Origin of the sequence: Arcobacter lacus (assembly GCF_003063295.1) — a bacterium.
GTDB lineage: Bacteria > Campylobacterota > Campylobacteria > Campylobacterales > Arcobacteraceae > Aliarcobacter > Aliarcobacter lacus.
The window spans coordinates 38688-53584 of the sequence record NZ_MUXF01000024.1; the positions used below are offsets into that span (position 1 = coordinate 38688).

Below are 14897 nucleotides of genomic sequence, written 5' to 3' on the forward strand. Positions count from 1 at the left end.
TATGATGAAATATATTTTTGGTTTAGCTGTTGTTTTAGGACTTGCAGTTGCAGGTTTTTTATATGATTTATATGATCAAATAAAAGATGATGTTGATAAAGTTGTAAACTATTCGCCAAAACAAAGTACACAGTTTTTTGATAAAGAAGGAAGGCTTTTAGCAAATACTTTTAAAGACGAAAATAGAGAATATGTGAAATATGATGATATTCCTGCTCGTGTTATAGAAGGATTAGTTGCTATTGAAGATACACAATTTTTTGAACATTGGGGAATAAATCCTGATGCAATTAGTCGTGCTATGATAAAAAATTTAAAAGCTGGTGGTTTTGTTGAAGGTGCTAGTACATTAACTCAACAACTTATAAAAAATCTTACTTTAACTAGAGAAAAAAAGTTAATGAGAAAAGTTAAAGAAGCCCTACTTGCAATTAGACTTGAAACTATTTTAACAAAAGAAGAAATTTTAGAAAGATATTTAAATCATACATATTTTGGACATGGTTATTATGGAATAAAAACTGCTGCAAAAGGGTATTTTAAAAAAGATTTATATGAACTATCTTTAAAAGAAATTGCTATTTTAGTAGGACTTCCAAGGGCTCCAAGCTTTTATGATCCAACAAGAAATCTTCAAGTTTCATTAGCACGAGCTAATCAAGTTATCACAAGATTGGATACTTTAGGTTGGATTACAAAAGAACAATATGAAGAAGCCATAAATGAAACTCCAACTATTCACAATCAAACTTTGACAAAAAATGTAGCTCCCTATGCTATTGATTATGCAATAAGCCAATTAATAAATGATGTTCCAGATATTGTTTATGGTGGTTATAAAGTTTATTTAACTATTGATTTAGATGCACAAGAAATAGCTGATGATTCTATAAAAAGATCTTATGAAGAAGCTTTAAAAAGAGATTTAGAAATAAGAAAGAATTCTAAAGACCCAGATAATAATCCTTATACAAAAGAGCTAAATGCTGCAATGGTTACAATGGAAAGTAGTACTGGTAAAATTTTAGCAATGGTTGGAGGAGTTGATTATAGCCAATCAGTATTTAATAGAGCATTTCAATCAAAAAGACAAGCGGGAAGTGCTATTAAACCATTTTTATATCAAAGTGCTTTAAATGAAGGTTATAACCCAGCTAGTCAACTTTTTGATATTTCAAGAACATACAATTATACAGTTGGTGGTGTTCAGAAAAAATGGCAACCAAAAAATTATGGAGGGAATTTCCAAGGAATAGTAACATTAAGAGATTCTTTAATTCAGTCAAGAAACTTATCTACTCTAAATTTGGTAACAGATGTAGGAATTCCAATTGTAACAAATGATTTAAAAAATTATGGTTTTAAAGATATTGTTGATAACTTATCTATAACTTTAGGTTCAATGAGTGTATCTTTAGTCGAATTTAGTGAAGCATATAGTACTTTTGCAAATAATGGAACTCAAGTAAAACCATATATTGTTGAACAAATTGTAAATAAGGATGGTCAAAGTGTAACTTTTGAACCACAAACTAAAGAGATAAATACTCCTGAACAAAACTACTTAATGGTTTCAATTTTATCAGACGTTGTAAAAAAAGGAACTGGTAAAAAAGCAGCAGTTGATGGTATAGAGCTTGCTGGAAAAACTGGTACAACAAATGATAATATTGATGCTTGGTTTTGTGGATTTTCACCATCAATTCAAACAATAGTTTGGTTTGGACAAGATGATAATACTCCAATGAGAAGAAGTGAAACAGGTAGTACTATTGCAGCGCCTGCATTCTCTTATTTTTTCAAAAAATATTTAGAACTTCATCCTGAAATTCCTAGAACTTTTACAAAACCTGATGGTGTTTATGTAGGAAACTTTAATGGAAAAGATGAACTTTACACAGATAAATCTCCTTTACCAGATATTGATTCACAAATTATAATAGATCAATCAAATTCAAATGAAGAAGTTTTAGAGTTTTAATAAACTTCTTTATTTTAAAAAACTATAAAAGAAAATATTTTTTTATAGTTTTATTCATTATTCTTTTGCAAATAAAAAAGGGAGAGGTAAATAACCCCTCCCTTTTTAAGAGTTATATTTGCTATTTTATTAGCAAGAATACATTGTTTTGAATTCAAATGGTGTAGGTCTTGCTTCGTAAGGCCAAACTTGAGTTTCAAATTTATAATGTTGATAAGTATCAATCATCTCTTGTGTAAATACTGGTTTTAAGAAATCATTATCTCTAATTAAAGCTTCTAATGAACCTCTTAAAGTATGAGGCATTTGAGGAATATCTCTTTCTCTAATTTCATCTAATGATAATTCAAATAAATCGTCATCCATTGGTCCAACAGGCTCATATTTATTTTTAATTCCATCTAATCCAGCCATTAACATAGCAGCAAATGCTAAATAAGGACAAGAAGTAGAATCTGGGAATCTCATTTCAATTCTTGTTGCTTTTTCACCTGCTCCATAAGGAATTCTACAAGAAGCACTTCTATTTTGAGAAGAATAAGTTAATATTGAAGGAGCTTCAAATCCTGGAATTAATCTTTTATAAGAGTTTGTTGAAGGATTTGTAAATGCTGCAACAGCTCTTGCATGTTTGAAAATACCACCAACATAATGTCTTGCAGTTTCACTTAAATTTCCATACTCACCTTGTTTATAGAATAGATTTTTTCCATCTTTCCAAATTGATTGGTGTACGTGCATTCCATTTCCATTATCACCATAAAGTGGTTTTGGCATAAATGTTGCTGATTTACCATTTAAGTGAGCTACCATTTTAATAACATATTTTAATTTTTGTACGTTATCAGAAGCTTCAATTAAATCTCCAAATACAATACCAATTTCATGTTGTCCTTGAGCAACTTCGTGATGTCCTAAAACAACTTCTAAACCAACTTGTTCTAAAACTTGCATCATTTCAGCTCTTAAATCAACTCCATTATCAATAGGAGCTACTGGGAAATATCCACCTTTTACTCTTGGTCTATGTCCAATGTTTCCACCTTCATAACTTGTTGAATCATTCCATTCACCATCTTCAGAATCAACTTTATAATAAGACTCATTTATTGTATCTTTTATTTTTACATCTTCAAACACAAAAAATTCATTTTCTGGTCCAAAATATGCAACATCACCAGCACCTGATTCTGCTAAATATGTTAAAGTTTTTTTAGCAATAGATCTAGGACATTTTTCATACATTTGCCCTTTATAAATATCATAAACATCACAAATTACGATGATTGTAGAATCAGCAGTAAATGGATCTAAAAATGCAGTACCAACATCTGGTTTTAATACCATATCTGATCTGTGAATTGGTTGCCAAGCTTCTATTGAAGAACCATCAAAAGGCATTCCATTATCTAAAGTAGAAGCACTAACTGCAGTAAATTTATAAGTTACATGGTGCCATGTACCTTTCATATCTGTAAATCTAAAATCTACAAATTTAACATCATTTTCTTGACAATATTTAAAAAACTCTTCTGTGTTATTTACAAATTTTCCCATAAGGTAAACTCCTTGAAATTAATAGAGGTATTCTATCAGAGAAAAAGAAAAAATAAACTAAATCAACTGTATATTTTTTATACAATTAGATATTAAATTAAAACTTTACTATTTTTCTATCTCTATTTTCAAAAGATATACATTTTGTATACCCAACTTTTTTTGCCAATTCTATGGCTTCATCATATTTAAATCCAATATACTCAACGCTATGTGCATCTGAACTAAATGTTATATTAATACCCATTTCATAAGCCATTTCTAGTAGCTGTACAGAAGGATAACTCTCTTGTATTGGTTTTCTGAAGCCAGAAGTATTAACTTCTAAAACCATATTAGACTTTTTTATTTCTTTTAGTGCATCTTTTGCAATAATTCGAACATCTTTTTTAGGTAAAAACTTAAATACTTTTATTAAATCAAAATGTCCAACAATATCAAATAAAGATGTTTTAGCCATAGCCTTTATTGCATCAAAATATTCAATCCAAATAGAATCAATATCTTTTGACTGATAAATACCTATAAATTCAGGATTATCAAATCCCCACAAATCATTTTTATTTTTTAAAAAATGAACTGAACCTATTAAATAATCAACTTTAGAATTTATAACTTCATCTAAAATATATCCATCAAGATAATCAACTTCATAAGCTAATAAAATTTTAATTCTATTTTTATAGTATTCTTTAGCTTCGTTTATCCATTTTTCATAAATCACTTTTTGATCTATATTCATTCTATACTTGAAATCATAATTCATAGGAGCATGACATGCAAATCCATATTCATCAATACCAAGTTCTATTGCTCTTTCTATATATTCATTAACTGTTCCTGTTGCATGATTACATAAAAGAGTATGATTGTGTAAATCTACTCTCAATTTAAACCTCATTTTTATCTTTATTAATTAGGTCTTTTAATACCTTCTTATTATATTTGTATTATTATATCAAAAAGATTTTAAGACCTTAAGGACTATTTTTATGTTATTTGCCAAAATAGAATTTATAAATTTATTACCTTTTCATATATATGTGAAAAAAAATATAAAATCAAATCAACAAAAAGCAATTATTGAATATAAAAAATCTTATCCATCTCTAATTACAAATAAATTTAAAAATAGAAAAGTACATAGTGCATTTATCTCTTCAATTGAATCAAGAAATGAAAAATTTTTAGATTTAGGAATAATAGCGCGTGATGAAGTATTATCTGTTTTATTAATTCCAGGAGATGATAAAGAAGATTATCAATCAAAAACTTCAAATGCTTTAGCAAAAATTCTTGATTTGCAAGGAGAAGTTATTATTGGAGATAAAGCACTAAAATTTTATCATGATTACCCAAATACATTAAAAATAGATTTAGCAAAAGCTTGGCAAAAAAAATATAATTTACCTTTTGTATTTGCAGTTTTATGCTACAATAAGCACGAAACACAATTAAAAAATTTAACAAAGAAATTTAAGAAATCTCATATAAAAATTCCTCAATACATTTTAGAACACTATTCAAAAAGAAGTGGTGTTTCAAAACAAAATATCCTTGATTATTTGAAAAAAATAGATTATGATTTAGGATTAAAAGAAAAAAGGGCTTTAAAACTATTTTTAAAGCTTGCACAAAAAAAAGGATTATGATGACAATATTTGATTCCATATTATTAGGAATTATAGAGGGATTCACAGAGTTTTTGCCTATTTCTTCAACAGGGCATTTAATAGTTTTAAGTGAAATTTTAGGGCTTGAACAAAATAATGTAAATAAAGCTTTTGAAATTATCATTCAATTTGCTGCGATTATGGCTTTAGTTTTTGTATATCCGTCAAAATTTACTTTCTCTCACATTGAATTATGGAAAAAAATAGTAGTTGCTTTTTTACCAATAGGTATTGTTGGCTTTTTATTTTCATCTCAAATAAAAAACTTATTTTCAATTGAAATAATTGCTTGGATGTTTATTATTGGAGGTATTGTATTTTTAATAATTGAAAAATTTTATGATGAAAACAAAACTCATACTTTAGATGTTGAAAAAGTTTCATATAAACAAGCTGTTTTTATAGGTGTTATGCAAATATTTGCTTTAATTCCTGGAACTTCAAGAGCAGGAGCTAGTATCATTGGTGCTATGATAGCTGGCTTAAATAGAAAGGCTAGTGCAGAATTTTCTTTTCTTTTAGCAGTCCCTGTTATGTGTGCAACAACTGGTTATGATTTACTTAAACATCATGAAGAGTTATTAGTAGGAGCAAATTTATTAAATTTAGCTATTGGATTTGTAGTTTCATTTTTTGTTGCTCTTATTGTTATAAAATTATTCTTAAAATTCTTAGAAAGATTTACATTCGTAGCTTTTGGAATTTATAGAATTATTTTTGGAATTTTAATTCTTTTAATCTTCTAAAATTTTATTTACAATCAATAAAATAGCATCTGGTTTAATAGAATCTTTTAAATCAATGCTCATTTTATTTATATTTGAATTTATTGCCTCAAAAAAATATTTTTCATCAAGTTCTTCTTCTCTTTGTAAAAAACATAAATTTTTATCTTTCAAAGCTTTTGCATTAAAATATTGATGATCACCAGCAGCATATTTAAAAGGTATAAAAAAAGTTGGTAAACAATTTGCACATAATTCCCATAAAGTTGAAGCACCTGCTCTACTAACTGCAAAATCTGCTTTTGCCATTTTTAAAGGTATCTCTTTAGAAAAATCAAACACATCAGCTTTTATATCTAATTTTTCATACTCTTTTTTTACTCTTTCAAAATCATTTTTCCCTGTTTGATGAATAATATTTATTCCCATATCATTTAATCTTGGTGCAACTTTTAAAGCAAAATCATTTATACAAATTGCTCCTTGTGAACCTCCAAAGAAAGCAACAGTTTTGATACTCTCTCTAACTCTTGCATTATTAAAAAATTCATTTGAAACTGGATAATCTTTTACTAAAGAGTTCTCATCAAAAGAAGAAAAAACTTCTGTTGCAAATTTTGAAGTTATTTCATTTAATTTTCCCATTTTTGAATTTTGTTCATGTATATAAAACTTGCAATCTTTTTTTAAAATAGTAGCAAAAGATGCAGCAGCAGCAGAAAAACCACCAACAGAAATAACTTTTTTTACATTATATTTTTTATAGATTTTTAAACAAAAAAAAGTTTTTGATAAAATATTAAATAAAGAAAAAACTTTATTTAAACCTCTTTTATTTACAACTCCTTTAGTATCTAAAAAATATTTTTCTTTTATTCTATCATCATTTTCAAACCAAGCTTTATCTTGTCCATTTGATGAACCTATAAATATTATATCAATATCTCTTCTATAAAATTCTTCTATAAAAGCATCTGCAACTTTAAGATGTCCACCTGTACCACCACCTGTTATAACAACTGTTTCTTTCATCTAACCTTTACCTTATTCACATTCATAGTATTATTTACATTTTTATTTTGAGGATTTCTTTTTACTATTTCATCTTTTGCCAGTCTACTTATAGATAGAACCAAACCAACAGCAAGTGCCATTGCAAGCATAGAAGAACCACCATAAGATAAAAATGGAACGGCAATTCCTTTAATAGGAATCATTCCAGAAATTCCATAAGAGTTAATCAAAAATGCAATTATAATCATCAAAGCAATTCCTAAACTAAAAAGATGATATATTGGATTTTCTACTCTTCTACTTATTTTAAAGATTCTCCATACAACACAAAAAAGTATTCCAACTACAAAAATAAGTCCTATTAATCCTATCTCTTCAATCATTCCTGCTAAAACAAAGTCTGTATGAACTTCTGATAAAAAGCCTAATTTTAAATTTCCTAAAGCAACACCTTGCCCAAAAATTCCTCCATTATGAATTGCATTTAAAGAGTGAGAAACTTGATATGGTTCAGGTAAATCATCTATTCTCAGAACTTCAGCCCAAGCTGGAAGCACTGATAAAATACCATCTTGAACCATAGCCCACCAAGAGTGAATCCTTTTTATTCTATGAGGAGCAGCAATAATCAAACCAACTAAACCAACTAAAGCAATAGTTCCTAGTGCTAAAAATATTTTGAAAGATCTATTTGCAAATATTAAAAGTACAACTAATATTACTCCTAAAAGTACAACTTGACCTAAATCTTTTTGTAAAAAAGCAATAATAAATACAACTCCAAAAAATACTAAAAAATATGGAGATAGAAGTAAAGCTTCATCTAATAAACCTTTTTTAGGTTGATGAATAACTTTTCTATGAAAAGACCAAGATAAAAAATAAATAAACCCTATTTTAAAAAATTCAACAGGTGATAAAGAAATTCCAGGAAGCCTAATCCATCTATTTGCACCACCAGAAGCAGTAACTAAAGCTCCAGGCAAAAAGGGCATTGCAATCATAAGCAAAGAAAATGTTATTAGAAGAATCCACGATATTTTTCCTATAATTCTATCTGGATCAGTTTTTGCTAAAAACCACATTATAAATATAGAAACTATTCCAACTAAAGATTGTCTTAAAAAGAAATGATATTGGTCATAACCAAAAAATTCAACAGTGTAAATAGTCAAAGAATATGAAAAAATTATACTAATTATAATTAATACTGACACCAATATAAACAATACATAATCTGCATCTTTTAAATTTGGGTTATTTTCGATAGGTTTAATCTTTTTTTTGATAAAATTCATATCTCATTATACAATAATATGGATAAATATGTCTTCAAACGAAATCGAAAAAAAGAATAAAACAAAAAAAATCGTCATACTATTTACTCTAATTTTTTTAGCTTTATTAATTTTAATGTTCTCTATTTTTAGAACAATGAATGAAAAACGGCATTTACCTTCTTTAAAAGGTGAAAAAAATGAATTAGCTGTTCGTGGAGATATCATAAGTGAAGACAACTTCAAAATTGCATCTTCTAAAAAATTGTATAGAGCATCAATAGATACAAGACACCTTGATCCAGATAAAAAGGAATTGTTTTTAACTCTTTTTTCTATATATAGTGGAATAGATTATAAAACTTTAAAAACTAAATTAGAAGAAGGAGAAAAAACTCCTGGTAATTTGGTTTTATCTTACAGTATAGATTCAAGATCTGCAAAGAATTTAAAAGAATTAGATTTCAAATTAAGACAACTTGATGTTTTTACTGCAAGACAAGTAAATGGTTCTAGAATTGTAAGAAGCCTTACAATTAGTGAAAGTGGTGAAAAAAGAACTTTTTCATATAACGATACTTTAACTCCAGTTGTTGGATATATCTCAAAATTTGAATCAGATGCTGGAAAAACAAAAGTTAATGGAATAAAAGGTTTAGAAAACTCTTACAATAAATATTTAAATGATGGGAAAGATGGTATTTTGCAAGGATATAGAGATGTTTTATCGTATATATCTTTTAATAGAACTTCTGTAATGACAAAAAGAGAAGATGGATATGCTTTAAAACTAAACATACCATTAAAACTTCAAAAAAATAATGAAACAACATTGGATAATCATAAAAAACGATTGAGTGCTGATGAAATAATGGTTACAATTATGGAAAGTCGTACAGGAAAGATTTTATCATTAGCATCTTCTAATAGATTTAATCCTGAAAAAATCAGACAAGAAGATATAGGTTCTTTGAATGTAAATGCTGTTGAATATCAATTTGAACCAGGTTCAATTGTAAAGCCATTATCAATTGCTTTAGTTATGGATAAAGGATTAGTTAAATCAAATGAAACTTTTTCTGCATATAATTTTAACTCAGCAAAAGGTGCTTATCCTATTGGAAAATTTTTTATTAAAGATGACCATAAATTTTCAAAACATACTTTGAGTTTAGATGATATAGTAATTTTTTCTTCAAATATTGGAACGCTACAAATTGCACAAAGATTAACAGGACCTGAATTTTTTGAAGGAATGAAAAAATTTGGTTTTACAAGAAAAACTGGAATTGATTTACCTTATGAAAAAAAAGGTGTTATGCCAAAACTTTGGCAATTTTCTGTAGGAGATAAAGAAAAAAGAGATAATATTTATAAAGCGACTGTATCATTTGGACAAGGTATGACAGCTACTTTTATACAACTTATAAAAGCATATTCTGTATTTAATAATGATGGTGCAATGGTAACACCTAAAATTGTATCTTATTTGAGTCGAGATGGTGATCAAAATAAATATGCTTCACCTTATGATAAACCATTAGAACCAGTAATTTCTAAAAAAACAGCTGATGAAATGAAAAGAATGTTAATAAAAACTGTTGATGAAGGAACAGGACGATCAGCTAAAGTTCCTGGATTAGAAATCGGGGGAAAAACAGGTACTGCACAAATAGCTGGAGGAAGTGGTTATTTAAAAAAATATATTTCATCTTTTTTTGGTTTTGTAAATGATGAAAAAGGAAATTCTTATACTATTGGTGTAACCGTAATAAATCCAATTTCAACTGGACCAAATTGGTATTACTATTATGCAGCTCAATCAGCAGCACCCGTGTTTAAAGAAATTGTACAAAACCTTATAAAATTAAACTACTTATCACCGAAAGTTGATATAATACAAAAAAATTAAAAAAGGAAAATAATGTTTGGATTTAAAAAAGAACTAAAAGAATATAACTATACAAAGGAAGAATTATCAAAATTTGCTTATGCAAAAATAACAACTGATAAAGGAATAATTTGGATAAAACTTTTTAATGAAGAAACTCCAAATACAGTTGCAAATTTTGCAACACTTGCAAATGATGGATTTTACAATGGTTTAAATTTTCATAGAGTAATCCCAGGATTTATGGCTCAAGGTGGTTGTCCAGATGGAACTGGTATGGGAGGTCCAGACTGGGCTATAAAATGTGAAATCGATGCTCCAAAGCAAGTTCACAATAGAGGTAGTTTATCTATGGCTCATGCAGGAAGAAATACAGGTGGAAGCCAATTTTTCATTTGTTTTGTTCCTTGTCCACACTTAGATAGACATCATACTGTTTTTGGTGGAATTGAAGTAACAGATAAAGATAGTTTTAAAACTTTAGATAGTATCACTCAAGGTGATAAAATAGTTTCAATTGAGATTTTAGAAGGTAAATAATCTCATATTTGGGCACAAACCTACAAATGGGTTTTTTTCCCTATGTAGTTTATAATTTCCTTAAATTATTGATAGGTAGCCCTAGAAACCATTTTTAGTTTTCTGAATCTGTTATTGGCAAGGATAATGCTTTTATAGCATCCATATCAAATTCATCCTCTATTGGTTTATCTGTAAAATCATATTCTCCATAAAAATTGATATGTTGCCAATGTACTATTGAACCATTTTTAAGAGCTTTAGTGAGTTTTTGTTGTTGCTCTAAATCTTTCTCTTTTACTAAGAGATTTGAAAAGTAAAGATAGTTCCAGCAAATAATAGAGTTTTGAATTAGAGTCAGCGAATTGCTTGCAATATCTTGCTCCTCTTTATTAGCATAAAAATATTCTCCACTATTACCAAAGAAGATCGCTTTTGAAAATCTATTGACATTTTCTATTTTATTGAGTTGTTTTTCGATTTGTTGTCGAAACACTACATCATCAATATAATTAAGTAGAAATCTTGTTTTGATAATTCGCCCAAATTCTCTTAATGCTTGATACAATTTATGTTTACGAGAGTATGATGTGAGTCTTTTTAAAAGTTGCGATGCACTTACCCGTCGCTCTTTGATTGTTATGACGAGCCGTAAAATTTGATCCCATTGTTCTTCAATAATTTGTATATTGATCTGTTTTACTGGTAAAACGATATACCCTTTATCACGATAAGTCTTTTTTGCTTCAAATGCATAGAGTTGTTGCTCTTTAAAATTTTTTATTCTTGGTGCAAACATTAGTCCCAATAGATGAGTTAATCCAAAAATTATCTCGCTATATCCAAATGTATCAGTAGAATGGATATCACTTTTTATAACATCATTGTGCATCAATCCATCTATAACATAAGCTGCTTCCCTTTCATTTGCATTGATTACTGTTGTATATGTAATTCTATGAGCTTCATCTACAAAACTATATCTACTTACTCCTCTTCCAAGTCCAAAGTATTTAAATGAATACCCAGAATTGAGTGAATCAACACTAAGATTGAATTTTTGTCCATCGCTTGCAGTATGATTTATTTGGCTATTAGCATGAAATAATTTTGGAACCTCTAAATTTTGAGTAAAGAGTAAAACCATATCATTAGCTTCTTGCAACATATCAGCAGAGAGATACCAAGTTTTAATATGATCAATATCATGAACAGTTATCCCTTTAGAGATTTTTCCCATTTTTGGAATACTGATATTGCAGCCATACCCAATAATTGCAGCATATAAAGCATTGTGTTTTGGTAAACGATGATGAAGATTCTTACTATGATGCAAGAATTTTTTATTAAATGATACTAATTGATCTATATGACGAAGCACATCAATAAGTGGTATAAACTTCTCTTTTGGTAAATATGGACCAATAGTATCTTCATCCTCAAGCTTTTCAACTTTTGGTGTGTGAACCACAAATGAGCCATCTGGACGACTATGGAAATATATGTTGATTCCATTTATAATATTCTCGTTGGTAGTTTTATAAGCATTTCCGAGGTCCGCTTGTTGATCTTGCATTAATTTATTAGAATCTTGTAAAAACTCTATATTATAGTGTTTCAGATACTCTTCTTTGTTGGCTTCATATAGTTTTGCATCGAGTAAATAAGCATTAAAAGCACGATATCTGTATGAATATTTGAGGTTAAGTGCTCCAGATTTTATCCCATCAGCAATGGCTATAAATAAAAATACTTTGTAAAGAGATATTCGAAATGGCTCATCTACATTATTTTGAAGTAATCCATTTTTCTCTATATCATTTAAAAATTCAATTGGTAATTGGGCTGTTGCTACTCCATTTGTATTTTTAAAATGAGTGATTGCTTTTAAAAGTGATTTATCTGATTCATTTTCATCAAACTCTAATACTTTTACAATTTGAGCAACTCTATTTTGAAGTTTTCTTGAGCGTTTCTCTAGGATCGCATGGTAACCGATATGATCTTCTAGCTCTTCGTGTGAATCTAAAAAAGTTTTTTTCTCCTCTTTAGCTGCAAGCATTGTTTCAATCTCTTTGCTAATAAGTTCTAGTTTTTTATCTGATGAAATTTTTAATTTTAATGTGTTTTGAATTGAATAGAGTTTGGGGATAAAATTATCTTTGAGTAAACTAGTGATCTCTAATGATGCTTTGGATCGAGATGCTCTTTCTAAGAAATATGTATTTTGGTGTTCACGCATTGCTGAAAGTTTTGCACTTTGAACTGATTGAAGTAAAATATCACACAATTGGTCATTTCGCACCTTTGTGTGATGGACCATAAAACAGATGAGATCAAATTGTTGTTTATGTTTCTCTTTTCGTAATATTTGATGCATATCACTTTTTTCAACCCATTGAGCATAATGTTTAGCAGTATTCTCTTCAAGTCCAATTTTTTGTGTAATATCTAAGATGGAGTTATGATAGTTTTTGATAGTTTCAAATAGTTTTACCTCCTCTTTTATTTTTGAAGGTTTCAAAGAGTGAGATAATTTTTTAAATTTTGAAAGTATGTATCTTCCTGGAAGTGTTTCATCAACTTCCAACACTCTTTGTAAAGCTTGCAATTCCTCATTATGGGAAAATAATTTGAGTTTACCAAAGATATCTCCCCTTTGTTTATTCATTGCATCTGTAATAATTTTTGACAAAAGTGTATATGATGGTACTTCATAGCGATGTTCAATTGCTAATTCTATCAATGTATAAAAAAGTGCTTTTGGTGATGGTATTTGTGTAATAAGATTGATTGCTGTTTTTAAAAGTAAATCTTTAAGGGTACTATCAACAGGTTTATATCCAAGTTGATATCGAATTATCTTTTTATAAAGTGCCATTGTGTTTTTTGAGAATATGTGATTTGGATCAAAATTTATGTGGTATCTTTTACAAATGTAATTGAGATCATCAAGATGAAATAAATTTGGATTATAAAATGTTTGAGTCACTTTGAAATATCCATACATAGCAATAAATCGTACTTTATTTGAATCAATCTCAATCGATTCGATTTGTTGTTTGATTATTGGTGATACTGAAAAAATCTCTTGACGAATTTCATACTCAAGTAGTGGTGGAGTTTCGAATTCTTTCTTTTGAGAATAGTTGAGTATCTGAATAAGTGACATAAGTACCTCTTTTTTATTAATTTAATGAACGATATAATATATTAAATTATAATATATTATAGTCATTGTATTTTAGTTTATTTATTAATATAATAATTAAGAATATACATATTTATAGTAAAAAGGATTTTTCATGATAATCGGATATATTCGAGTCAGCACAGAGCAACAATCAACAGCAAATCAAAAACATAAAATCCTAGAATTTGCACAATCACATAAAATTTTAGTTGATGAATTTATTGAAATTGAGATTTCATCAAAAAGAGATCAAAAAGCTAGATTGATTGATGAATTGTTTATGAAAATGAAAAAAGATGATACTCTTATTTGTACTGAACTCTCTCGTCTTGGTAGAAATATGATTGAGATTTTAAATTTGATTGAAAAGTTTAATACCGCAGGTATAAAACTTATTTTTACAAATCAACCAGAACTTTCAACAAACCAGAATGAATCATTATCAAAACTTCTTTTAGCAATTTATGGATATTTTGCACAAACCGAAAGGGAGATTATCAGTGAGCGAACCAAACAAGGCTTAGTAGCAGCAAGAGCATCTGGACAATGTTTAGGAAGACCAAAAGGTGCAAAAAATAAAACAAGAGTTTTGGACCCATTTAAAGATGAAATTAAAAAATATCTTGAACTCAAACTCGCACAAACTAATATTCTAAAGATTGTTAATTCTTTCCTTGAAAAACCAATTTCACTCACAGCACTAAGATACTTTATTCAAAACGATAAAATACTGTCTAAAATCTAAGAGATTTACATAAAGGTACAAAATGCGACATGCGATTTAAATGAAACTTAATTTAAGCTATTTTTAAATCGCATAGGGAAAAAAACCCATTTGTAGGTTTGTACCCATATTTGTCAATTCCAAAAGAAAAAAGCCAAGTTTTTTAGCTTGGCTTTTTTTATGCCTAAAAAAATAAGAGAATTGTATTTTTTCTTTTAAATCAGTGTTATATTAGAGAATTAGAGATAGTAAAGATTTAATGTAAGAAGAATATATGAATAAAATAATCAATAATAATAAATTAGAATAATGTATTAAAAATAATTTTGTATAGAATAATAAT

The 14897-nt window shown here is 28.0% G+C and carries 11 protein-coding genes; 6 read left to right on the forward strand and 5 right to left on the reverse strand.

The features are described 5' to 3' along the window. Nucleotide 1: 1 nt before the first annotated feature. Nucleotides 2-1981, forward strand: coding sequence for a transglycosylase domain-containing protein (locus B0175_RS11150; protein ID WP_108528622.1), 1980 nt, complete (start codon nt 2-4; stop codon nt 1979-1981). 129 nt (nt 1982-2110) lie between these two features. On the opposite strand, the gene glnA is transcribed toward B0175_RS11150, so the two are convergent. Both glnA and B0175_RS11160 read right to left on the reverse strand, forming a co-directional pair. Further along, nucleotides 2111-3538 (reverse strand): type I glutamate--ammonia ligase, encoded by a 1428-nt coding sequence (gene glnA / locus B0175_RS11155; protein ID WP_108528623.1) that lies wholly within the window; start codon nt 3536-3538, stop codon nt 2111-2113. 97 nt (nt 3539-3635) lie between these two features. Continuing rightward, nucleotides 3636-4427, reverse strand: a complete 792-nt coding sequence (locus B0175_RS11160; protein WP_108528624.1) for a histidinol-phosphatase HisJ — start codon at nt 4425-4427, stop codon at nt 3636-3638. Nucleotides 4428-4530: 103 nt separating this feature from the next. Here B0175_RS11160 and B0175_RS11165 point away from each other — a divergent pair, with 103 nt between their 5' ends. Together B0175_RS11165 and B0175_RS11170 are read left to right on the forward strand one after the other, a co-directional pair. Next, entirely contained in the window at nt 4531-5190 is a 660-nt protein-coding gene (locus tag B0175_RS11165; protein WP_108528625.1) for an MqnA/MqnD/SBP family protein, read from the forward strand. Continuing rightward, nucleotides 5190-5957 (forward strand): undecaprenyl-diphosphate phosphatase, encoded by a 768-nt coding sequence (locus B0175_RS11170; protein WP_210004375.1) that lies wholly within the window; start codon nt 5190-5192, stop codon nt 5955-5957. Before B0175_RS11165 ends, B0175_RS11170 begins: the two co-directional genes overlap by 1 nt. On the opposite strand, the gene B0175_RS11175 is transcribed toward B0175_RS11170, so the two are convergent. Both B0175_RS11175 and B0175_RS11180 read right to left on the reverse strand, forming a co-directional pair. Beyond that, nucleotides 5946-6968, reverse strand: coding sequence for a UDP-N-acetylglucosamine--N-acetylmuramyl-(pentapeptide) pyrophosphoryl-undecaprenol N-acetylglucosamine transferase (locus tag B0175_RS11175; RefSeq protein WP_108528627.1), 1023 nt, complete (start codon nt 6966-6968; stop codon nt 5946-5948). The two genes, B0175_RS11170 and B0175_RS11175, sit on opposite strands and share 12 nt — an antisense overlap. Beyond that, on the reverse strand, nt 6965-8248 hold the full coding sequence (locus B0175_RS11180) for an FtsW/RodA/SpoVE family cell cycle protein (protein WP_108528628.1): 1284 nt from the start codon (nt 8246-8248) through the stop codon (nt 6965-6967). Before B0175_RS11180 ends, B0175_RS11175 begins: the two co-directional genes overlap by 4 nt. A gap of 28 nt (nt 8249-8276) precedes the next feature. On the opposite strand from B0175_RS11180, the gene B0175_RS11185 reads away from it, so the two are divergent. Then, nucleotides 8277-10139 carry a peptidoglycan D,D-transpeptidase FtsI family protein gene (locus B0175_RS11185; protein WP_108528629.1) on the forward strand — a complete coding sequence of 621 codons (1863 nt, stop codon included), beginning with the start codon at nt 8277-8279 and terminating at the stop codon, nt 10137-10139. A 12-nt stretch (nt 10140-10151) separates the two neighbouring features. Continuing rightward, a complete protein-coding gene (locus tag B0175_RS11190; RefSeq protein ID WP_108528630.1) occupies nt 10152-10658 on the forward strand; it encodes a peptidylprolyl isomerase in 507 nt (168 codons plus the stop codon). 94 nt (nt 10659-10752) lie between these two features. Here the strand turns inward: B0175_RS11190 and B0175_RS11195 are convergent, their stop codons facing one another. Next, on the reverse strand, nt 10753-13809 hold the full coding sequence (locus B0175_RS11195) for a Tn3 family transposase (RefSeq protein ID WP_108528631.1): 3057 nt from the start codon (nt 13807-13809) through the stop codon (nt 10753-10755). A gap of 133 nt (nt 13810-13942) precedes the next feature. Between B0175_RS11195 and B0175_RS11200 the strand changes: the two genes are divergently transcribed. Beyond that, complete coding sequence (locus tag B0175_RS11200; protein WP_052942996.1) at nt 13943-14575, forward strand: recombinase family protein; 633 nt, start codon at nt 13943-13945, stop codon at nt 14573-14575. Nucleotides 14576-14897: the final 322 nt, after the last annotated feature.